This is a genomic window from Nodosilinea sp. P-1105, assembly GCF_012911975.1.
Classification (GTDB): domain Bacteria; phylum Cyanobacteriota; class Cyanobacteriia; order Phormidesmidales; family Phormidesmidaceae; genus Nodosilinea.
This window is the reverse complement of record NZ_SMDQ01000043.1, coordinates 15880-37465: the sequence shown is the minus strand read 5'-3', so window position 1 is coordinate 37465 and position 21586 is coordinate 15880. Positions and strand designations below refer to the sequence as shown.

Here is a 21586-nt window from a genome sequence, read left to right as displayed (position 1 = left end):
ACTGATGCCGCAGTGTACTGGTGGCAAAAGTCAGCAGGCAGACGGCAGAACTCCTTTAAAACCCAGAGCCAGGTTGCTTCAGAAACGCTGCCTCTTCAGGGGTGGTGGTACGCCCTAGAACCTGGTTGCGGTGAGGGAATCGTCCAAATCGCTGAATCACCTGCTGGTGGCGATAGGCATAGTCTAAGGGAGCCTCGAACTGGGGAGAGTGCTGGTGGAGGGCTTCGATCAGGGCGACACACTGGTTTTGGTCAGCCAGGCTTTCACTGTGCTCTAGGGGCAGATAGATGAATAGCCGCTCCACGGGCACCAGAGCTTGATCGAACCCCTGGTTAATGGCTTGATGGGCGATCGCTAGGGCCTGATCGTCAGTGGCAAAGCTGCGGGGGTCTCCCCGAAACAGATTGCGGGGAAACTGGTCGAGCAACAAAAGCAGGGCCAAGCAAGATCGAGGCTGGGCTTGCCAGGGAGCTAACTGGCCCGCAGCAGCCTGCTGATAGTCCACCAAAAACCGCTGGCGAATCGTAGCGTCAAAGGTCGGGTCTTTCTTAAACCAGATCTGGCGCTGTTGTCCATACTCGCTGCTGGGTCGGTGCGGATCGTCAAACCAAAAATTGAGAATATCGGTGACGCGGTCCATAGCACTCCTCTAGGTCAACACGAGGGGATCGAAGGCGTAGTCCTCCCAGCCCTGATGGTGCCGCTCTGAGATGTAGGGTGTCAAGGTGAACTGAGGTCGGTCGTCGTTGCTGACATCAATGCGCAAAAACGAGTAGGGCCGACGGCGATCAGCCCTGTGGCCGGTCAGGCCCAGAAACAGTTGAGACTTGGCCACCAACCGCAGTTCCGCTGGACGCTTGTCAGACTCTCCGGCAAAGGTTTCATACAGCATCGCTCCTTCCAGTCGTTGCCGCCGCAGGCTAAGGCCACTACCGCCGCAGACCACCCAGTTGATGTGGCGATCGCCATGGCCAGTGTCTACAGTTCTCAGGTATTCAAAACAATGGGCATGACCATTCAGGACCAGATTCACCAGGGGGCGATCGCGAATCAGCTCAGGCACTGCTGCTGCCACCTGATCAAGCACCCAACGCAAGTTCTGGCGAATGGCCAGGGTTTGCCCCTGGCTCCATTTAGTCATTTCGGTGACGTAGGGAGGGTGGTGAAAGTAGAGAATGCGGCCCCGTACCGCCGGATCTTGCCAAGAGGCAATCAGCCGTTCTTTTAGCCAAAGCAACTGCTCCGTATCAATCAGCGCGGTGGGGTTAGTATGGAGCTGCTTATCGAGATCAATCAGCATTTCGTCAAACTGCTCGATCTTGGCTTGCAGGTCGTCCAACCGCTCCGGTCGATGGGGATCGGTGGCCTGCAAGTGCACCGCCTCATCAACGACGGCTTGGCGCTGCTGCTGTATGCTATCTTGCTGCTCTAGTAAATACTGACGATAGGCGGGGGTGCTGGCCTGGTTCAGCAGCGGGGAGGGATCGTTAAAGGTACTGGAGTCTAGGGCGAAGAAATCGACGCCGTTATAGCGGAAAGTGTAGTAGCGGTTAGGCAGACGGGTAAACTGCCCGGGTTGGTAGTGCAACCCTTGGTGACCATCCTGCCAAGGGCCGTAGTGGGCCTCCAAATGGGCCTCCAACTGCTCGGCTGGGATCGCTTTAAGGTAGTCCAAAAATGCCCGGGCATAGGCGTCACCTACTCCAGAACCATGCCAGCCCATATTAGGACTGAGATTAACCCCCAGCAGCTTGTGGAAGGGCTTGGTCATTTGGATCAACGCGCTATAGGCCAGCGGTAGGTTGTAGTAATCGTGGTTGCCTGGCACCGCCAAAAAGGGGAACCGAAAGACCATTTGGTCGTAGGCGATGCGATCAGGGCGATCGCCGCCCACCAGCCACTCCCGATAGGGACGGATGAAATTTTCTGGATACTGCTCCCTAGAACCTACCTGGTATACTACGTCACCGGTATGCATCAAAAAGCGGCAATCTTGCAGGTGGGGCACCATCTTCTGGGCAATGCGCCGCTGGGGGTGATGGTCGGGGTGGGGGCCAGAACCACTGTCGCCAATCACTAAAAACGAAAACTCACCTCGATCATCCTGGGGCTGACCATCCTGCAAAATCAGTCGAGTTTGGTCAATGCGCCGGGCCGCCAAGGTGGGATGCTGCCAGCAGACCCGTTCTTTCATCTTGGCGACTTTGGTCAAAATGGGAGGGTCGAGGATGGAAGTCATAGAGGGCAAGTCTGGGGGCAAAGGGAGATTGAAACAACGGGATAGAGCACCAGGGGGCAAAGGGCGTCAGGCCAGGCCCTTTACTTAGGGTAATGCTAGTTGATTAGATTTGCCGAGGCGGGGAGATGGGGGGGAGTGATGGAGGGGGGGATAGGGAAGTTTTGAGTTTTGAGTTGGTAGATGGGGGAGATGGGGAAGGTAGGGAGATGGGGGGTGGGTTTCGGGTTCACGGTTCACGGTCCACGGCTTTACCTATCACCTGTCACCTATCACCCTTTAAAGAAATAATCGGGGGAACAGCCCACCGCCGCAGCTTAGGACACACTTCCCCCCGTGAACCGGTCGAATTGAAGTTAAGTAACCAATGTCAGGGCTACTTAGCCACCTTTTCTTTGAACAACTTACCAGCCGAAAAGGCAGGCACTGTGGTGGCTGGAATCACCATGGTGTCGCCCGTCTTGGGATTGCGCCCTTCACGCTCTTTCCGTTCACGGGGCTCGAATGAACCAAAGCCAACCAAGGTAACCTTGTTCCCCTCGGCCACGGCTTCCATGATCGCGTCAATGGTTGCTGTAATCACCAAATCCACTTCTTTCTTGGTTACGGTTTTCTCGAGGCTAGCAGAGGCTTTTTCCGCCACCTTATCAACGAGTTCGCCTTTGTTCATAACTGTCTCCTATGGGCAATGAACACTGGGATAACAGGCGCATTCCAATGACCACTATCATTTGACTACTGTCATTTGACAACCGTCATTGCTTAAGCCTAATCCTAGGCTATGGAATGGCTGAAACCCCTGTCAAATCAGAATTTCACTGACCCATTCTAAGGGCAACTCAGAAAAAGTGGATCGTCCAAAGCTTTAATTTATGTAGATTTCGGGGTTTTTTAAGAAATTTGAACCCCGAGCCCCCGGCCTAGCTGCGCAGACAGGGCTCACCCAAAGTCGTCACATCCCTTGGTAGAAAAGGGGTTTAGCGCTTAGCACCAGTTGCGACCAACAGACGCTGCCGCGATCGCAGTGCCACATAACTTAGTTGGGAAGAAATAGCAAAGTGTTAAGCGCGATCGCGGCCGAACGGTGTTTTCACCCCACCTGTGGCCCTACCCAGTTATTCCCCATCACTACCACCCCCATCCATGCAAGCCGCTCATGGGCACCATGAATAGCTTGTTTTGTAAATTTGGATACAGAAAATTACATTGGATGTATAGCGATTTGGCCGCAGAACTGCAACGCGATCGCCGCCAGAGCATGGAGCCGTTTTGGCCTTGATCGGCGCGATCCATCGCCTCACCTATCCGGCTAGCCCCTGTGGCCCAGGGCGTTTCCCGGCCAAGCGCCATTTATGACACGACACCACGATTAAGGAGGTATTCTATGACAACCTGTTATTGGCCGATTCACACCCCTCATTTGCCTCAACAGGGGCTAGGCACCTGGATCAGCAACGCCTGGCAGGCCGTGCTAGCCCAACTCAATTGCTCTACAGAACCCCGGGTATGGTCAACCCACACCGCTAAGGAACTGCTGTGGAATGCTTACGACCCAATCACCGGAGAAACCATCCACTTTGCCACTGAAAATGAACTGCGAACCTGGTTAGAAGACCTGCACTACCGCGATCAAGCCATTGCTCGCCAACAGCAGGAAAAAATTAGGATCTACTGGAACAAGTACTAAGGTGACCTCTAGCAAAGATTGTCCCTTTATGTAGGATGGGCAAAGGGCCTTGCCCGTGCCCATCAGTAGAGAAATGGGTACGCAAGCTTTGCCCATCCTACGGGGGTATTTTGTTATCCAGAGATCACCTAAGCCCAGGCTGGTCGTGTAGAGCAGGCTAGAACGCCGGACAGATTGCACCGATGCTCTAAGACTCAGCCACCAGGGCCTCTAACTTTGTCACCAGATCGTCTTTTGCGACCACCCCCTCGACTGTCTCGGCCCGTTCCCCCTGGTGAAAGAAAATCAGGGTGGGAATAGCCATCACATGGTATTGCAGGGCCAGAGCATCTTCTTCATCCACATTCAGCTTGGCCACCTTGGCTTTACCGGCAAAAGTTTCAGCTAACTCTTCGATAATCGGGTTCATGATTCGGCAAGGACCACACCAGGCGGCCCAAAAATCAACCAGTACGGGTACATCGCTTTGCAGTACTTCCGCTTCAAAATTATCGGCGGTGAGAGTGATGTAGCTGGTGGCATCAGCCATAGTTGATATCTCCTGGTCGATAAAATGGCAAATCTAAACCCACAGGGGGTTACCCTGCTTGTTTTCTAAGGTACTGCATCACCTGAACAATCCGGTTGGATTACCCAGGATTTTTGGGTTCCCCCCTTCAACAAGTATTGGTTGGCAGAAATATGACCACCTTTGCTGGGGGTGTCAGGTTCTAGGTGTCAGGTATCAGGAATGGCTGGCCGACTTCTGCCGTCGAGTCATAGTACTCTACAACAAAAATAATCCCCTATTTGGTGGGGCGGAAGTCCTGAAACGACAAGGAATTGCCGTTCCTCCTTCTGCCTTCCTCCTTCTGCCTTTCTGTACTAGTTACCTGCTGTTAAGAACCAGCGAAAATCTTCGTCCCGTTGGCTGAGTTGCACCCAATCTACCCCTTGGCCCCGCAGAAGATCCACAAGCCTGGCGCAGGCAGGCCGTTCAGTGGCGTAGTGGCCAGCGTCGATGAGCACCAAATTGCGATCGCGCCCCTCCTGAAACTGGTGAAACTTGCAGTCGGAGGTGAGGTAGGCCTGGGCTCCAGTTTTAGCCACGGCCCCCATGAAGCTAGCTCCAGAGCCCCCCAGCACTGCTAGGCGACTAATGGTTTGGTTAAGGTTTGCTGCCGGGGAATAGATCAGATTAGGGGGCGACAGCTTACCCTGAATCAGGGTTAGCAGGGCTTGTAAGCTCAGGGTTGGACGCAGGTTCCCCACCCGGCCATAGCCTAACCCGTCCTGGGTGGGCACCACCGGCTGAGCATCTTGTAATTGCAGCATTTGGGCCAGCACATCGGCGGTGCCGTCTTGCACCTGGTCGAAGTTGGTGTGGGCGCTGTACACCCCAATCCCGTAGGCGATCGCCAGTCGCACCATGTCCCCCACCGGGTCGCCCTTGGCCACTGACTTGAGGGGACTAAAAATCAATGGGTGATGGGCCAAGATCAGGTTGACGCCAAGGCCCTGGTCTCGCAGGGCGATCGCCTCTTCCATCACCGCCAGGGTCGGGGTGAGGCACACCAGCACTCGGGCAGGCTCATCCAGCACGCCGGGCTCGATTTGCCAGCCGCAGTTATCCCAGCTTTCTTGCCAGGCAGGGTTAGCCCAAGCCTCGAACCAGGTGATCAATTTAGCAATAGATAGTGTCATTCAGCTTGAGTATCCAAGGTAGCTGCTTTTTTACATTCTGCCTGCTACTTGCCTCTAGTGACCTGGCTACCTGGCTAGTCCTCCGTAGCATAAGTCGGTCAACCCTTCCTGATACCTGACACCCAGAACTTGAACAGGGCATGCTTCTGCCTGCTGTCGTCCTTGATTAGTGCAAAAAGTGCCTGACCCCCGTCATGGCCATGATCAGGCCCAGTTCGTTGGCCGCTTTAATCGAGTCATCGTCGCGGCGGCTGCCCCCCGGCTGGACAATGGCTCGAATTCCAGCGGCAGCGGCGGCTCGCACTGAGTCGTCAAAGGGGAAGAAGCCGTCACTGGCCAGGACTGCCCCCTGGGTTTTCGCCCCGGCCTGGGCCAGGGCGATGTTCACCGACCCCACCCGATTCATTTGACCAGCCCCAATGCCCAGGGTTTGCTGCTGGTTGGTAACCACAATGGCGTTGGACTTGACATGTTTGACCAGTCGCCAGGCAAACAGCATCTCTGCCAGGTCATTGTCGGTGGGCTGAGCCTCGGTCACCATTTGCCAGGTGGCGGGGTCGTCGCGGTAGGTGTCAGGGTTTTGCAACAGAAAGCCCCCCGCGATCGCCTGGACGGCCTGGGCTGGCCCTGTGTGCAAATCTTCTAGCACCAGCACCCGCAGATTTGACTTTTTGGCCAAAACTCCCTGGGCTTCGGTGCTGCACCCCGGGGCCACAATACATTCCAGGAAGGTGCCGGTCAGGTGCTGGGCGGTGTCGGCATCAATGGGGCGGTTGAGGGCGACAATGCCACCAAAGGCCGAGACCGAGTCGGCATCATAGGCCCGCTGGTAGGCGCTGGCCAGGGTGTCGCCCATGGCGGCGCCGCAGGGGTTGGTGTGCTTCAGCACCGCTGCCGCCGGGCGATCCACCGGAAATTCGGCGATGATCCGCCGGGCGGCTTCTAAATCTACCAGGTTGTTGTAGCTCAATGCTTTGCCCTGAAGCTGTTCCGCCCCGGCCCAGCCCCTCGCCACCGATCCCGTGCGGTACCAGGCTGCTGTTTGGTGCGGATTTTCGCCATAGCGCAGGGTTGCTTGCTGGTGACCGGTCAAGGCCCACTGAGCAGGCATGGCCGGAGCTTCAGTGGTCTCTGGGGCCTCGGCAGCCTCGGGGGGTTGAGTCAGGTAGGTGGCGATCGCCTGATCATAGGAGGCCGTATGCCAGAAGGCTGCCCTGGCGCAAGCCTGACGGAACCCCAGGGGTACGTCCCCTTGGTGAGACCGCAGGGTCTCGAGATAGTTGCCATATTGGGCGGGGTTGCACAGCACCGTCAAGTAGCGGTGGTTCTTGGCGGCAGCCCGCAGCAGGGTCGGACCACCAATGTCGATCTGTTCGATCGCCTCGGTCAGAGTGACCCCATCTTTGGCGATGGTCTGCTCGAAGGGATACAGATTAACCACCACCAAATCCAGGGGACGAATGCCGTTGTCAGCCAAGTCGGCTTGGTCCTCGGGCAGGTCTTGCCGAGCCAAAATGCCGCCGTGAATTTTGGGATGCAAGGTTTTGACCCGTCCCCCCAAGATCTCAGGGGAACCGGTGTAATCGGACACCTTGGTCACTGGGATACCAGCCTCGGCCAAGGTCCTGGCAGTGCCGCCACTGCTGATCAGCTCAAACCCCAGGTTGCTCACCAGGGCTTGAGCCAGTTCCACCAGCCCGGTTTTATCCGATACGCTCAACAGTGCCAGCCGCGCCATTAGTCTTGTCCCAATCATTATTTGCAAGTCATTACTATACCGATTTTTGGCTATACCGATTTTTGATTTGGGTCTCCCGAGCTTTGAATTTTGAACTTTGAACTTTGAATTCTTCCCCATCCCTTCCCTGTGGGTTACGGCGGGACTTAAGGGACCTGGCGATCGCCCTAACCCCGACCGCCTAACCCACGCTACGGCCGACACTGATTCGTTTTTCGCTTTTCGTGTTTCGTCCTCCGCCCTCCGCCCTCCGCCCTCCGCCCTCCGCCCTCCCGTCCTCCGCCCTCCGCCCTCCGCCCTCCGCCCTCCGCCCTCCGTCCTCCGTCCTTGCTATAGGATCAAAGCAGTAATGGAGATACAGGGCCATGACCCCTTTGCTTAAAGCACCAGATACAACGTCGGCAACTGGATCACCGCTATTGCGGTTCTATCGGTCGGCGATCGGCAAAAAGCTGGTGACGGGGGTGACTGGCCTGGCCCTGGCCACATTTGTGCTGGTGCATATGTTGGGCAATCTATTGCTGTTTTTGGGACATCAGTCTTACAACGCCTATGCCCACCACTTAGCCAGCCTGGGGCCTTTACTCTATGCCATAGAGGGGGTGCTATTGGTGGCAGTGTTGCTGCATGGGGCGATTGGGGTTGAAATTTATGTCGGCAAGCGCCGGGCCAGGGCTGAGCAGTACCAGGTCTATCGGTCAGTCGGGGAAAACAGCTACCAGTCCCTGAGTTCCCGCACGATGATCGTTAGCGGCACGGTGTTGGTGGGGTTTTTGGTGGCCCACCTGGCGACGTTTAAGTTTGGCCCCTACTATCCCACTGACTTGAATGGGGAAACGGTGCGAGACTTGGCCCGCCTCGTGGTTGAGGTGTTTCACAAACTGCCCTACACCCTGGGTTACTCGATGGTGCTGGGGTTGTTGGGGCTGCACCTGCGCCACGGTATCTGGAGCGCTTTTCAGTCGATCGGCGCCCTCCAGGCGGGGATACGGCCAGCGGCCTACGGTATAAGCTTGGTCTTGGCTGGGGCGATCGCCCTGGGCTTTTTGGTCCTTCCCTGGGCAATTTATCTGGGCTGGATTGACTAAGTCATATGGTATAAACCCACCGATGGTTCTCCGACGTAGACTAACGACAGCAATAGTAGGATTGGCGGCGTTGGCTGTGGGGGCCTGCGGCGATCGCCTTAATACTGCTGACATAGAAGCCACCCTAAAAGCCGATATCGAACGGCAGGGGCGGCGGCTGGTGCTGCAGCAGGTGCACTGCCCCAGGGACGTAACCCCCCAGGCGGGGGCTGCGTTTCAATGTGTGGGAGAGTTAGCCTCTGGGGACAGGTTCACCATTCACGTGACCCAGCCGGCCCCCCAGGGTACCCTTACCTGGGAGGTACCCAACTCTAAGGTGATGCTAAACCTGTCCAGGGTGGAAGAGACAATCCAACAGAGGTTGTTTCAGACCTTTGGCCAATCGGTCTTGGTGGACTGTGGCACGGCGAAGTATCGCCCTAACCAACCAGGGGACCAGTTTCAATGTGAGATTGTAGGGGGCCTGACCACCGAGGGCGCCACCTTTGAGACAGTGTTGGTTACCGTCGGGGCCGACGGCAATCTCACCTGGCATGAGCGGCGAGCTAACTGGGCCACGGCCCCAGACAGTGAGGCCCCATCGCCAGAGATGGAGCGGCCTGAACCCCCAGGCCGCCAGGATGATGGTTGACCCTATGATTTTCTGTCCCTTCCCCCATGTCGTTTGCGGTGTGGTCGGCTTATTGTTGTAGAGGGATAAACCTAGATCGAGAATGGAGTAGGGGCTAGGAGACCATTTACCCGTACGCCACCAAGCCTCCACTGTCCTGACTTTCAACTGCCCTAATGTTTAACGCCCACCTTTTACCTGTATCGTAGACCCAGCCTATGACCACCGTTTTCGACTTTTTAGCCCGGGGCGGCCCTGTCATGGTGCCGATTATGGGCTGTTCAGTACTGACCATCGCCACGGCCCTAGAGCGGGGTCTATTTTGGACTAAGCTGCTGAAGCGGGAGAGGCAGGTGGTGAATCAGGTGCTGGAGGCATCGCGGCGCGACTTAAGTCAGGCAGCGGCGATCGCGGCCCAGGCCCAAGATATCCCCATTGGTCGGTTTCTGCTGGCCCCCCTGCGGCTAAAGCAACCCTCCCCCGAAACCTTTCGGCTAGCGATGGAAACGGCGGGCGATCGCGAGTTTGTGAAAATGCGCAAAGGGGATAAAATCCTCGAAACCATTGTGGCCGTTGCCCCCCTACTGGGGCTGTTGGGTACGGTCACGGGGCTAATTGCCACCTTTAGCAACCTCAATATTGGCGGTGGCGGCACCGGCGAGCAAGCCAGCGCTGCGGCAGCGGGTATCGGTGAAGCCCTGATTACCACCGCCGCTGGGATGGTGGTGGCGATTTTGGCCCTACTGGTGTTTCGGGTGATGGTGTCGTTACAGGCCCAGCAAATAGATTACTTTTCCGACGCGGGCAACGAACTGGAACTGATCTACCGTCAATACTGGTACGAACCCGCCCTGCTGGCTGCTGACCAAGCCCATCGGGGCGAGTTCAGCAGCCCGGTCTCGGCAGAACCCCGGTAGAGTCTATGCGGTTTAAGCAGCAACAAAACGCCAAGCTACCCCAGGTGGACCTAATTCCTATGCTGAACGTGATGATGGGAATTCTGGCCTTTTTTGTGATGATTACTATGACCCTGGGTAGCGAAAGCCTGATCGAGGTGCAGCTACCCGCTGACCAACCCGAGGCGGACACGCCCTTGCCCGCTGACCCTTTTATCGTGGAACTGGCTGGCGTTAATGACGTGCGCCTAAACGGGCAGCCCATTGACCCAGACACCCTCAAGGCCCAAGTGACAGACTATTTAGCTCGCAACCCAGAGAACATCATTTTTCTGCTGCCCAGTCAGGATTTACCCTACGAGCAGGTGATGCAGTTTCTAGGGGAGATGCGGGCGGTGGGGGGCGATCGGGTCTCGTTGGCGATCGAGGAATAGGGCTTAGTTAAAAATAATGACGGGAAATATGACTTAGGGTGCACGGTAAGCGGTTTAAGGCGAGCCGTAGACCGTGCACCGTGTACCGCGTACCGCAGATCCGGTTGACCTGTCACGTCTGGTTTGACAGATCACTGTTGCTGAGGGTGTCAGGTGTCGGGAATGGTGGGCCGACGGGTGCCGCAGAGTACCAGGGAGTCCGGTTGAGCTTGGGGCTGCTGGGCTGTGGTCAGAGCGTAGAAGAGGGCCTCGTACTGATCCAGCGATCGCTCCAGGGAAAAGTGAGTTTCGGCGTAGCGTCGGCCCTGACAAGCGAGACGGGTGGCTAAGGCGCGATCGCGATAGAGCTGCACAATGCCTGCCGCCAAGGTTGCCGGGTTTTCTGGCTGCACCACCAGCCCCCCCCCGCTGGCCTGCACCACCTGGGCCGCCACCCCGGCCCCCGGCACCGAGGCCACCAGGGGCCGCCCACTGGCCAGCAGCAGTTGAATCTTTGACGGCATGTTAAATTCCACCACCTGCTGCTTTTGCAATACCAAACCCACATCCGCCGCCGCTACTAGATCAGGTAGTTCGGCGCGGGGCACAAAAGGGTGCAACAGCACATTGGTTAAGCCCAGGTGCTGCCGCATATGCTCCAGGTCCGCCAACCGTCGCCGTTCCCCCACAATCACCAGTTGAATGGTGGGGTAAGCGGCCAACGCCTGAGCCGCCCCCATGGCGGTACTGATCCCCTGGGTTTCGGCAATGTTACCGGCGTACAGCACCACAAATTTATCTTGCAAGCCATGGCGCTGGCGAAAGCGACTGGTCCCTTGGGTTTGAGGACAGATAAAGTGGGTATCCACCCAATTGGGCAGGGTCGTGACGGTTTGGCTAGGCACCCCCTGCTGCAACACACTGTCCCGAAAGCGGCTGGTAATCACACTGATGCGGTTGGCTTGATGGTAGGCAAACCGCTCTAGCCATTGCATCGCTCGGATGGCCCAGGGATTGCTCAACAACCCGGTCTTGACCGCTGCCGCCGGTAGCAGGTCCTGCACATTCAGCACACTGGGGCAGCGAAACCACCGCTTAACCAGGGCTACGGGCAAGCAGGCCAACAACGATGGACTGGTATTCAGAATAACGTCGGGTCGCCAGCCGGCCAGGGCTGGGCCCAGGCTCAACACCATAAAGCTAAGTTCTAAAGATAAGCGCCCCCACAGCCCTGCCTGGGGGCGTACCCACACAAAGCATCGCTGAATCGTCACCCCATTGCGGGTTTCGGTACTGTACAGGCGACCGCGATAGTCGGGGTGAATACTGCGATCGGGGTAGTTGGGCATGGCCGTGACCACCCGCACCTGGTGACCCCTAGCGGCTAATCCTTCCGCCAGTTCAGTCATCAAGGGAGCAATGCCGATAGGTTCTGGGTGATAGTTGTAGGAATAAATCAGAATGCGCATGGGCAGGGGGCTAGGGGGGCAGTAGCCGACCGACTCGAACAGGCTGGAATAGTTGTTATGCTCGCGTGAATACTGCGGTTTTTACGAATGTCAGTGGCTTCTTAAAGGCCTCCTTATAAAAGAGGGCTATATCTTTGCAGAGTCGCCATCAATGGTTTCTCTGTGGATAATCCGGCAAAGGTCTGAATGTCTGGCGTTGCTGACGCAAGGTATGAATTGGATCTCGTAAACCTTACGACTCCGTTCAGGATTCCGCAAAATCATACCGCTATTCAGCAACGCCAATGATTCAGTGCCTGTCCCCCTTCGATAAGCTCACCCTGCTCAGTACCCTTGCTCAAGAATCTGGGCTCACGATAGCCCTCAGTTCTCCTGCCAACCAGGAAATCTCCATGCAGATCAGTGGCCTGGATAATGCAGGCATGGCAGATATCATGAATGCGATCGCCTCAACGCTTCGGGGGCAGGTTCATCCCCTCTAGATATAACTGCATCCAGTTGAAGGGGAGAGCCTCGTCTTTCTCCACTACTTCTTGAAAGCTCCACCACCACACCTTTAAGGATCGGGGTTGCAAATTGTGGCGTAATCCTACAAATGGTGAAATAAGTATTTTTGCTTACGGCAGAAATCATATGCTTATGGTGAAACTCTTGTACAAGGGTGGTGGCCATGCATTACAAATCAGGGAGCTTCTACTGTACATGTCCAGAAAATAGCCTTGTCCAGAACATACGTCGAAATTCACCAATAAAGCTAGGAAGTGAAGCGAACTTCTGCCAAGCCTGTGGTACTCGATTGAAGGATACATGTTCAATGTGTCACGGACGAGGGAATACCATTTGCACAAACTGTGGAGGCCTTATCCTCGGGGGATGTCAGGCTTGCAACGGGACAGGTTCAGTAACAAAACTTCATATATGCTCAGGAGCTACTTCACGCCAAGGCGTTAGACCTACCTGGCTAAATGACGAAGTATTTCCTAACAGGGGAACTATCCGAAACTCACTAATTCCTCCATCTGATTTAAAACCCAGTGATAGGAACAGCGACGGGGGTGGTTGTGGTACTGTCGCTTCTTTAGTGGCGGGATTATTTATTTTGCTTTTACTCTTTGGCTGAAATAAGCAGCATCATGCCCAAAGTTGATCACTTCTCCGCTTGTAGCTTCAACCAGTTCTACTAGCTCAAAATGTTCGGGTGCCCAACTCCTTCACCTGGCCAACGTCCTATCCCGCATCCCTTCGTTTACCGTTCTCTCCACACCCAGGCGAAGGGTAGCACTTCCGCTCCGCTCCAGTGCTAGAGGTTCACCAGGGTGCTCCGTTCACTAGTCTAGGGGAGCTGGAGAGAGAAAAAGGAGAGGAGAGGGTATCTCGTGGTTGGGCTGGTGGCCAGAGGGCCAGGGCGGCTCAGAACTCCACCACCTGCACTTCTTTGCAGACAAGCTGAAACTGACAGCCTACGGACTCGGCCAACAGCATAACGGTATCAAGTCGGCAATTGCCGGTTTCAAAGGCTCTTAGAATTTGGCTGCGGCGGTTCACAGGGGTAATCTTCTCGGTATCTTCTGACTCTGCCTGCTCTTTCTCGATGCGCACATACTCACGCACGATCTCTTTCAGCCAATCCTCGGCCCCCCATCGCTCGATAGGCATGTCGTCCTCGTCGATGTGGCGTACAGTCCCCTTGGGGGCACCAGGGCGGGCCTCATGCCAGGGTAGACCTCGTTGGCCAGCTTAATGTGAGAGGTGGGGCGGCAGCAGCAGAGCAACGGCAGCAGACGCAAGCTTGAGAGGAACGGCAACCCACCCACCCCAAAGGCTACGGGGTGGAATGCCAAACCCCAGGGCAGAGCAACAGACTCTATAAGGCACTCTGCCCACCCCACCGACCGGAACCGCTTCGAGGGGCACACCCTACCGGGAGGTTGTTTAGGGGGGACGATCAAGAGCTGGGCCAGGGACCGCTAGGATCTGGTCTCCCCCTGCGGGGGGCTCCTCTTCCGTGTTCCTCCAGCAAGGGTGTGTTCTGGGGGAGATAGGGTGCGATCGAGTAGCGATTCCTGTGGAGTATCGCATAGCGGATCCCATGCAGATTGGGCAGCAACTTCTGTGTAGTCCACCTGCGCGCCCCTGACTTCAGACCGTTTCGCTAGCACTTCTACTCACCCAAAATCTTCCTAAGGGTTGTTTACAAAATGTAACAGTGCGGTTAAGGTAGTGACATACATACCTTTTCATCCCTTGTGGATGTGTCCAAATTCAACCTGCACTTATACGAATCATGACTACAACGATCCAACAACAACAGAGCTCTTCCCTCTGGGAGCAGTTTTGTCAGTGGGTCACCAGCACCGAAAACCGCCTCTACATTGGCTGGTTCGGCGTGCTGATGATTCCCACCCTGCTAGCTGCCACCACCTGCTTCGTGATTGCCTTCATCGCGGCTCCCCCCGTCGACATCGACGGTATCCGTGAGCCCGTTGCTGGTTCTCTGATGTACGGCAACAACATCATCTCTGGTGCGGTTGTGCCTTCATCCAATGCCATCGGCCTGCACTTCTACCCGATCTGGGAAGCTGCTTCCCTGGATGAGTGGCTGTATAACGGTGGTCCTTACCAATTCGTTATCTTCCACTTCCTGATTGGCGTCTTCTGCTACATGGGTCGTGAGTGGGAACTGAGCTACCGCCTGGGTATGCGCCCCTGGATTTGCGTTGCTTACAGCGCTCCTGTGGCCGCTGCTACCGCTGTGTTCTTGATCTATCCGTTGGGTCAAGGCTCTTTCTCTGACGGTATGCCCCTGGGTATCTCTGGTACCTTCAACTTCATGTTGGTGTTCCAAGCTGAGCACAACATCCTGATGCACCCCTTCCACATGCTGGGTGTAGCCGGTGTGTTCGGTGGTTCTCTGTTCTCCGCCATGCACGGTTCCCTGGTGACCTCGTCTCTGGTGCGTGAAACCACCGAGACTGAGTCTCAGAACTATGGCTACAAGTTCGGTCAAGAGGAAGAGACCTACAACATCGTGGCGGCCCACGGTTACTTCGGTCGGTTGATCTTCCAATATGCCAGCTTCAACAACAGCCGCAGCCTGCACTTCTTCTTGGGTGCCTGGCCTGTAATCGGCATCTGGTTCACTGCCCTGGGCATCAGCACCATGGCCTTCAACCTGAACGGGTTCAACTTCAACCAGTCCGTCCTGGATTCCCAGGGTCGCGTGATTGGTACCTGGGCAGACGTGATCAACCGGGCCAACCTGGGGATGGAAGTGATGCACGAGCGTAATGCTCACAACTTCCCTCTGGACCTGGCTTCTGCTGAGGCTCCTGAAATCATCGGCTAGGTTTGGCTAGTCCATTGATTTAGAAAAGGCGCTCCCTCCGGGGGGCGCTTTTTTGTGGCTTTTGGTGATGGGGTAGAGCGATAGGGCGGCCCGTGTGACTCCAGCAAGGGGATGTTCTGGGGGAGATGGGGTGCGATCGAGTAACGACTCCTGTGGAGTATCGCATTACGACTCCTGTGGAGTATCGCGTCATCCAGGCCCAAGACAGCAGCAGTGAGCATAAAAAAACCAGCCACTCAGGGCTGGTTATAGGATTTTGAACTTTTTAGTTTGTTCAGCCTCTTAGTAAATCAACTCCCCGGACTATTAGGCAAAGGAGGAATTCTCACCAGAGCTTTCTTTCTCAGCAGGTTAGGACAATGCATCTGCTTAATCAGGCCATCAGGGGAGTCAAAGTACTTACTGGTGTACTCTAGAATGGCACTGGCAACTGGCTTAAGCTGCTCACCCTCAATAGTCAGATTAGCCAGCAGGTAAGTGTTTTTGCCGGGGGCACTGAGGGCGATCGCACAGTTTTGATTGCACACTCCAAAGCACTCTGCTGACTGAATCATTACCTCTGTGCGGAGGTGCCAATCTTGGGAGAGAGTTTTCAACTGCTCAAACAGCTGATCGCCACCACGACTCTGATTAGTATCACAAGTTCCTGCACAGGTAGTGCAGACAAAGAGCGTATGTTGCTGATTCATCACTCTCAGGCCAGAGAAACACGTCGCTTAAGCCAGTAGCCAATTCCAGTACCTAGAGCCAAGAACAGGGTGAAATAGGTAAGACTGATCATGCGGGTTTCTATTGGCGGCGCTACTGCATTGACGTCAATAGTCTTGGTCAGCGTGAAGGGGACAAACTCCGGTTCGCTACCAGGTACAGGCTCTACGTTAACAACGATGCGATGGGGTGCCCCATCAAAGAACTGCTGCCGCCAGCCAAACTCACCGTCTCTATCAGCCTGAGCTGTAAACTGCATTACCCGGTCATAGCCAACCAACCAGGTTTCAACCTCCAACAAGGCGTTGTCGATGGGTTGACCGCCCTCATCTGCTATGGCAATCGCCAAAGGAATGGCTTGGCCTACTGTAGCCACTGCCCCGGTCCTAATTTCAGCGGCTATAGACTCTGGTACGGGCTTAACATCTAATGGTTCTGACTCAACCATTTCATGACCGTGGTCATGACTATGCCCGTGGCCACCGGGGTGGGCCTCGGCCCGTTCAGCCATCACGCTCACATAAAGCATGACAGCTATAGCAACGAGTGCAGTACCGCTAAGCAGCCACTGCACTCGACGGGGGGCTGTCTCACCAGGTAAAACTTTCTGGTCACCGCCAATGACCCAGCCACCACCCAGACCCACAATAAACAAGATACTTAGCAAGATGGCAACATTTCGATACTTTACTGGGTTTTCAGGCACCTGCAGAGTTAGAACCTGCGTGTAAGGTTCGAAGCTTCCCTCTACCTGAGGTGACACTAACACCTGAAGCTGGTAGCTACCCCGAATCGGCATCATCTTCTCAAGCTGAGCTGTACCCTGGTCGGCAGGCAGTGTAACCTCAAACAGCGTGGTTCCCTCGACAATAGGAAAATCAGAAGTCCACCAAGGAGTTTTAGGCGGTGTTAGCAGGGTAAGGTCAAAGTTGACAGCTTCTAAGGATTGACCATAGCTATCCAATGCCGTTAACGAAAGAGTCGTTGGTGTGGAAAACGGAATAACTTCACTGAGGGAAGGATCTGTTTCAATCTCTACCGATGGAGATGCAGTAACAGCTAAACCACTACACAGCAGCGTTGACACGGCCACTACTCCACCCAGTAAGGGTTTCAGAATTGGTTGCACAGAATTATCTCTCCATCGATAGATAGGCTATAGATATGAAAAATTTGCCCTAAAGAGAAAGGATGCAAGACTGCCCTTAGTGACAGCCAACCCCCAGGGTTTCATGGCGAATTTGGTGCATTGCATCGTGGGTGGCCGGATACGATGAGAAATACAACATCCAAATCGTCAGAGACCCTAATCCAAGGAACAAGCATATCTGCACCGGTGTGGAAAGCGCAATTTGTCTAGTTTTTCCCAAAGTCAAGGATATCGATGTATTCATCACAAGCACCTCAAACAAAAAAGTTAATCACAAAAGTTAACCGCACCTAGCTATCTTAAACTAGCTAAGATTCAGTGGAATCATCGTGCAGATGCTCACAGCTCAACAAGTTAATTAGTTTTTCGTCAAGCTCTGATTTATCTACTAAGCCAGTTTCTAAAACAAGCTTCTCCAGAACAGTATACCAACGCTGATAATAGTTCCAGGTTGGATCGGCAAGATCATGATCCGACTCCCACTCACCAATAGTGGAAATCAGATTTTGACGAAATTCCTCCCACTCGTAATGACCTTTCTTTGACAATGCAATTGCAATAGCGAATGCTACCTGCTCCCAGCTACGTTGAAAAGAAAGTTGACCGTTCTTCCGAGGAGGAGACTCTTCACTACCCATTAAACTAGAGGCAGCAAAATGTTCAAATCGAGTAAACATGAAAAATGTTCGTATAGGAACTGAATGGCTTAGGGCAAAGCTACTTTAGCTACACCCATCATGGATTCTGGAGTGACCAGCGCTGCAAGTTCTTCTTCACTCATATGTTCGGTGCCAGCAGGTCTTTCAGGCAATACCCACCAGCGAATTTGACCACTACTATCCCAAACACGAATATTGATAGAGTTGTCTAGATTTAAGCCAAACTCTTGTAACACTTTTCGAGGCTCACGAGCTGCCCTAGCTCTGAAAGTTGGATCTTTATACCAATAGGGGGGTAGTCCTAATGTTGGCCAAGGATAGCAAGAACACAATGTACAGATGATCAAGTTATGAACGGAAGGTGTATTTTCCGCTACCCGCATATGTTCTCCTTCGGCTCCAGACATTCCCGTTGTCATGCCAATGGAATTACAAGCTTCGTTACAATCTTGAATCAATAACTCTTTGAAGGCTGGATCAACCCAGGCTTTGGCGACCAACTTAGCTCCATTGAAAGGCCCCATTTGAGATTCAAAGTACTCCAGAACTTTGTTGACAGTCTCACTGCCAATCACCCCTTTTTCAATCAATAAAGCCTCAAGAGCTCTCACTTTTGCCGCACTTTCTAGTTCCCGATTTGGGCTATAGGTAAACTGTTCATCTCCTGGTATAGACATAGAAAGAACACCTCGATAAATTTACAATGCCAATCCCTAATAACCAGCGTTTATCAGGCTGCGTCAAGATAGAGCTCGAATAAGTCAGCGTAAAACGTGGAACCTGGCTCTGCTAAGTCCTCACCCCAAATGTCCTTAGGATCAAACCGAACACTGTAACTTGGTTGGGCAGGTCCTAAACCATCAGAAGGACCTGGAAAGTAGGCATAGCACCCCTCATAAACCAGATCAATGATTCCAGGTTTACCGCGTAGATGGCCTGGCAGTCGGGTATGGTCAACAACAGGCATATTCTTGACAACTACAGCGTCCCCCGCAGAAAACTTAGGTGTAACATCGACATCCTGCTTAGGGGAATCCCCTAGTTCCAAGTATTTGATGACTTGATCGTCAATAGCAGGGACAACTTTCTGAGGCAGCGGCGTAGGATCGACGTTTCCCTCTTTCAGGTAGAAGCTTGTTTTCTCATCCAACTCTTCTTGAGAGATATAACCTTTCTCAACAAAGAATCCTGAAATTCCACCTAGCCACTTTTCGTAATAGCGCAGTTTGAAGTAATCGAAGGGATTCATCGCCTCTGCACCACGTCGTAAGTCAGCCCATGTCCAAATATCCTTAAAAGTAGTAGGAATCTGGTCTATAGGATACTTTGGAAGAGAATCTTTGAGATGAGTACTCAGGCCCATCATGGCAGCATGAATACCAAAAATACGTTTTTCCCATTGCTCAACAAATACTTTCTTTTGAAAGTCAACAGAACCAAGGCCTTCGAGACCGCCGAGAGAATGTTGCAATTTCATATTCACTTAGCTCCTTTTCAAAACTATTAAAATCCGATTAATTTCGGATCTTCCTGGCTGATTCACCAGTGCTGGCTACAGCAGGGGTAGTTGTCATAGCCTTACCCCAGGCTTCAGAAAGGTAGCCAAAGATATTTCCCAAAATCATGGCAGCGATCGCAATCAGGACTGGGTTATTAGGAAGGGCAGCAGTCACTGGCAATCCTGTAACCGCGACAGTTCCTACGGTTTGCGAAAACCCCCAGACAATAGCAGGGGTAATACCATAAGTGAAGGGAAGCTTGGATGCCTGTACCATGGCGGCACTGCCGATACCAACACAAATAGCTGCGACAAGAGGATTAGGGCCGATTAAGTCGATGGCCCAAAGAGAGAGAGCCGCAATAATAATCCCTGTAATATTACAAGAGATAGACTTAATAAACCCCTGAACACCGCCTCCTACAATGAAGAAAGATGCCCAGGCAGTAAAGGTCACCCAAACCGGTACAGGAATTACAGTAGCAGTCAGAAACACATCAACGCCGCCAAGCACGCCTATACTGATTGTCAAAGCTTCGGATTGTTTCATGGCAGATTGGGCTCCGAATTAAGAGTTTTCATTACATCAAGCATTCACTAAAATCACGCCGTATTTGCGCTTCATCTAAGTCGCGGCCAATAAATACCAGCTCATTTCGTCGAACTTCGCCAGACTGCCAAGGGCGACCAGGACGACCATCCAAGGTCATATGAACTCCCTGAAAAACAAATCGACGATCTTCATAATCCATGTTCAGGATACCTTTCATGCGAAAAAGATCAGGGCCACGAGCTTGCACTAGTTGGTAAAGCCAGCGATTAAGTTTATCCCCATTAACCACTCCAGCAGTCTGAATAGCTACTGAGGAAACAGTCTGATCGTGATCATGCGCATCTTCATCTAGAAACTCTGGATCAATACTGAGGGCGTTCTTTAGATCAAAAGCTCCAACCTCTAATACGGTATCTAGAGGGATTTGACAGTTTTGAGTTTGATAAATTTTGGCGATCGCATTCATCCCTCTAATTCGTTGTTCGAGCTCCTCTAGAACTGGAGAAGAAACTAGATCGATTTTATTCAGCAAGATTACATCAGCAAAAGCAATTTGCTCTTGGGCTTCACTGCTATCCCAGTGATCCCAGATATATTTAGCGTCCACGACAGTAACAATAGCATCTAGAAGAAGTTGCGATCGCATCACCTCATCTACGAAAAAAGATTGGATTACAGGAGCTGGATCGGCTAACCCTGTAGTTTCAATCATTAAATAATCAAAGCCTTCAGAACGCCCCATCAGGTTGCTCACAATGCGAATTAGATCACTTCGCACCGTACAACAGATGCAACCGTTATTCATCTCAAGAATTTCTTCATCAGCATCAATTACCAGCTGATTATCGATTCCAACTTCACCAAACTCATTAACTATGACAGCAACTCTTTTCCCGTGATTTGCTGTAAGAATGTAATTGAGCAAAGTCGTTTTACCAGCACCAAGATAACCAGTTAGAATTGTAGTTGGCGTCAAACTTTTCAAGAGCATAGCCTCTGCATAATGTCATCTATACAGCAATTGACCTAAGTGATGAATGATCATTGCTTAAGTCAATTGCTAACTGACAAAAATTCACAAGGTAACTCTCCTGGAATCGATAACACAGTATAGACATGACCATTAAGTTTGGAAATTCAATCTCAACCTTGCTTAATAGAATTCTAGATAATCGATAAAACAAATACTGTAATCAATGTCACATACTAGATGATTGATTTCTTGTAATTCCTATTTCGTAGCCCAAGGAAAGTTTGTCTACACTATAAATCTTATTTTTTGGCTAGATGAGACTGCTATACTAAATCCAGATACTCATAATCTAAGTCAATGATGACAAGCAACAATGTTTCGATCAGTAGCCTAAAAGAGCATGATATCGATGATCTTGACTTGAGGATAATAGAGCTTTTACAAAAGAATGGGAGGATTCCTTATCGGGATATTGCTCGAAATATTGATGCACCTGAGGCTACTGTCAGGTACCGTATGAAACGGTTGCTAGATGAAGGTATTATTACTGTCAATGCTTTCATAAATACTGGCAAAGTCAGATATGAAAATGTTGCCTACATAGAGCTCAAGGTGGATCCCGACTTTTTTGAAACAACTCTTGAAGAATTAATTAGAATGGATAGCGTTAGCTACTTGTCGGCTGTAACAGGAAGTTTTGATATCATGATGGAATATATCTACAGAGACAATGAAGAATTGCTTTTATTTGTAAATATGTTAAAGAAAAAAAAGGTTATTTTAGAATTAAATTCCAGAAACATATTAAAAATATATAAGGCTCAATATCCTGTCCGTGTTAACCAGTCAAAACAAATTGGCAAGGATTCATAACTAAAC

At 52.6% G+C, this 21586-nt stretch carries 24 protein-coding genes; 8 read left to right on the top strand and 16 right to left on the bottom strand.

Features of this window, described 5'->3' with window-relative positions:
* Nucleotides 1–55: 55 nt before the first annotated feature.
* The 3 genes from E1H13_RS17275 to E1H13_RS17265 form a co-directional block, all read right to left on the bottom strand.
* The gene (locus tag E1H13_RS17275; protein ID WP_169614936.1) at nucleotides 56–640 is read right to left on the bottom strand and encodes a DUF924 family protein; all 585 of its coding nucleotides are present in this window, start codon (nucleotides 638–640) and stop codon (nucleotides 56–58) included.
* Between the two features lie 9 nt (nucleotides 641–649).
* Nucleotides 650–2239 carry a metallophosphoesterase gene (locus tag E1H13_RS17270; protein ID WP_169614934.1) on the bottom strand — a complete coding sequence of 530 codons (1590 nt, stop codon included), beginning with the start codon at nucleotides 2237–2239 and terminating at the stop codon, nucleotides 650–652.
* 373 nt (nucleotides 2240–2612) lie between these two features.
* Nucleotides 2613–2906 (bottom strand): HU family DNA-binding protein, encoded by a 294-nt coding sequence (locus tag E1H13_RS17265; RefSeq protein ID WP_169614932.1) that lies wholly within the window; start codon nucleotides 2904–2906, stop codon nucleotides 2613–2615.
* Between the two features lie 714 nt (nucleotides 2907–3620).
* On the opposite strand from E1H13_RS17265, the gene E1H13_RS17260 reads away from it, so the two are divergent.
* Nucleotides 3621–3923: a hypothetical protein gene (locus E1H13_RS17260; protein ID WP_169614930.1), complete on the top strand. Its 303-nt coding sequence runs from the start codon at nucleotides 3621–3623 to the stop codon at nucleotides 3921–3923.
* Nucleotides 3924–4110: 187 nt separating this feature from the next.
* Here E1H13_RS17260 and trxA read toward each other — a convergent pair whose 3' ends face one another.
* The 3 genes from trxA to purH all read right to left on the bottom strand — a co-directional run bounded on the left by trxA (nucleotide 4111) and on the right by purH (nucleotide 7344).
* Entirely contained in the window at nucleotides 4111–4452 is a 342-nt protein-coding gene (trxA, locus tag E1H13_RS17255; protein ID WP_169614927.1) for a thioredoxin, read from the bottom strand.
* A gap of 335 nt (nucleotides 4453–4787) precedes the next feature.
* Nucleotides 4788–5606 carry a Nif3-like dinuclear metal center hexameric protein gene (locus E1H13_RS17250; RefSeq protein WP_169614925.1) on the bottom strand — a complete coding sequence of 273 codons (819 nt, stop codon included), beginning with the start codon at nucleotides 5604–5606 and terminating at the stop codon, nucleotides 4788–4790.
* Nucleotides 5607–5772: 166 nt separating this feature from the next.
* Entirely contained in the window at nucleotides 5773–7344 is a 1572-nt protein-coding gene (purH, locus tag E1H13_RS17245) for a bifunctional phosphoribosylaminoimidazolecarboxamide formyltransferase/IMP cyclohydrolase (RefSeq protein WP_169614923.1), read from the bottom strand.
* Between the two features lie 365 nt (nucleotides 7345–7709).
* Between purH and E1H13_RS17240 the strand changes: the two genes are divergently transcribed.
* The 4 genes from E1H13_RS17240 (at nucleotide 7710) to E1H13_RS17225 (ending at nucleotide 10372) form a co-directional block, all read left to right on the top strand.
* Entirely contained in the window at nucleotides 7710–8432 is a 723-nt protein-coding gene (locus E1H13_RS17240; RefSeq protein WP_169614921.1) for a succinate dehydrogenase cytochrome b subunit, read from the top strand.
* A 22-nt stretch (nucleotides 8433–8454) separates the two neighbouring features.
* Nucleotides 8455–9063, top strand: a complete 609-nt coding sequence (locus E1H13_RS17235; protein ID WP_169614919.1) for a DUF4333 domain-containing protein — start codon at nucleotides 8455–8457, stop codon at nucleotides 9061–9063.
* 197 nt (nucleotides 9064–9260) lie between these two features.
* Nucleotides 9261–9959: a MotA/TolQ/ExbB proton channel family protein gene (locus E1H13_RS17230; RefSeq protein WP_169614917.1), complete on the top strand. Its 699-nt coding sequence runs from the start codon at nucleotides 9261–9263 to the stop codon at nucleotides 9957–9959.
* Nucleotides 9960–9964: 5 nt separating this feature from the next.
* Nucleotides 9965–10372: a biopolymer transporter ExbD gene (locus tag E1H13_RS17225; protein ID WP_169614915.1), complete on the top strand. Its 408-nt coding sequence runs from the start codon at nucleotides 9965–9967 to the stop codon at nucleotides 10370–10372.
* A 149-nt stretch (nucleotides 10373–10521) separates the two neighbouring features.
* On the opposite strand, the gene E1H13_RS17220 is transcribed toward E1H13_RS17225, so the two are convergent.
* The gene (locus tag E1H13_RS17220) at nucleotides 10522–11820 is read right to left on the bottom strand and encodes a glycosyltransferase family 4 protein (RefSeq protein ID WP_169614913.1); all 1299 of its coding nucleotides are present in this window, start codon (nucleotides 11818–11820) and stop codon (nucleotides 10522–10524) included.
* Nucleotides 11821–12104: 284 nt separating this feature from the next.
* Here E1H13_RS17220 and E1H13_RS17215 point away from each other — a divergent pair, with 284 nt between their 5' ends.
* A complete protein-coding gene (locus tag E1H13_RS17215) occupies nucleotides 12105–12302 on the top strand; it encodes a hypothetical protein (RefSeq protein WP_169614911.1) in 198 nt (65 codons plus the stop codon).
* Nucleotides 12303–13230: 928 nt separating this feature from the next.
* Here the strand turns inward: E1H13_RS17215 and E1H13_RS17210 are convergent.
* Entirely contained in the window at nucleotides 13231–13476 is a 246-nt protein-coding gene (locus E1H13_RS17210; protein WP_169614910.1) for a hypothetical protein, read from the bottom strand.
* Between the two features lie 628 nt (nucleotides 13477–14104).
* Here E1H13_RS17210 and psbA point away from each other — a divergent pair.
* Nucleotides 14105–15166 carry a photosystem II q(b) protein gene (psbA, locus tag E1H13_RS17205; protein ID WP_169614908.1) on the top strand — a complete coding sequence of 354 codons (1062 nt, stop codon included), beginning with the start codon at nucleotides 14105–14107 and terminating at the stop codon, nucleotides 15164–15166.
* A 290-nt stretch (nucleotides 15167–15456) separates the two neighbouring features.
* On the opposite strand, the gene E1H13_RS17200 is transcribed toward psbA, so the two are convergent.
* The 8 genes from E1H13_RS17200 to E1H13_RS17165 all read right to left on the bottom strand — a co-directional run bounded on the left by E1H13_RS17200 (nucleotide 15457) and on the right by E1H13_RS17165 (nucleotide 20725).
* Complete coding sequence (locus E1H13_RS17200; RefSeq protein ID WP_169614906.1) at nucleotides 15457–15855, bottom strand: DUF1636 domain-containing protein; 399 nt, start codon at nucleotides 15853–15855, stop codon at nucleotides 15457–15459.
* A gap of 5 nt (nucleotides 15856–15860) precedes the next feature.
* On the bottom strand, nucleotides 15861–17003 hold the full coding sequence (locus E1H13_RS17195) for a hypothetical protein (protein WP_169614904.1): 1143 nt from the start codon (nucleotides 17001–17003) through the stop codon (nucleotides 15861–15863).
* Between the two features lie 76 nt (nucleotides 17004–17079).
* Nucleotides 17080–17268, bottom strand: a complete 189-nt coding sequence (locus tag E1H13_RS28045; protein ID WP_169614902.1) for a CbtB domain-containing protein — start codon at nucleotides 17266–17268, stop codon at nucleotides 17080–17082.
* Nucleotides 17269–17332: 64 nt separating this feature from the next.
* Nucleotides 17333–17701 carry a nitrile hydratase accessory protein gene (locus E1H13_RS17185; RefSeq protein ID WP_169614900.1) on the bottom strand — a complete coding sequence of 123 codons (369 nt, stop codon included), beginning with the start codon at nucleotides 17699–17701 and terminating at the stop codon, nucleotides 17333–17335.
* A gap of 29 nt (nucleotides 17702–17730) precedes the next feature.
* A complete protein-coding gene (gene nthA / locus E1H13_RS17180; protein ID WP_169614899.1) occupies nucleotides 17731–18360 on the bottom strand; it encodes a nitrile hydratase subunit alpha in 630 nt (209 codons plus the stop codon).
* Between the two features lie 53 nt (nucleotides 18361–18413).
* The gene (gene nthB / locus E1H13_RS17175; protein ID WP_169614897.1) at nucleotides 18414–19160 is read right to left on the bottom strand and encodes a nitrile hydratase subunit beta; all 747 of its coding nucleotides are present in this window, start codon (nucleotides 19158–19160) and stop codon (nucleotides 18414–18416) included.
* Nucleotides 19161–19197: 37 nt separating this feature from the next.
* Entirely contained in the window at nucleotides 19198–19731 is a 534-nt protein-coding gene (locus E1H13_RS17170; protein WP_169614895.1) for a DUF1097 domain-containing protein, read from the bottom strand.
* A gap of 31 nt (nucleotides 19732–19762) precedes the next feature.
* Nucleotides 19763–20725, bottom strand: a complete 963-nt coding sequence (locus E1H13_RS17165; RefSeq protein ID WP_169614893.1) for a GTP-binding protein — start codon at nucleotides 20723–20725, stop codon at nucleotides 19763–19765.
* Between the two features lie 342 nt (nucleotides 20726–21067).
* On the opposite strand from E1H13_RS17165, the gene E1H13_RS17160 reads away from it, so the two are divergent.
* On the top strand, nucleotides 21068–21580 hold the full coding sequence (locus E1H13_RS17160) for a winged helix-turn-helix transcriptional regulator (RefSeq protein WP_240966696.1): 513 nt from the start codon (nucleotides 21068–21070) through the stop codon (nucleotides 21578–21580).
* Nucleotides 21581–21586 lie beyond the last annotated feature (6 nt).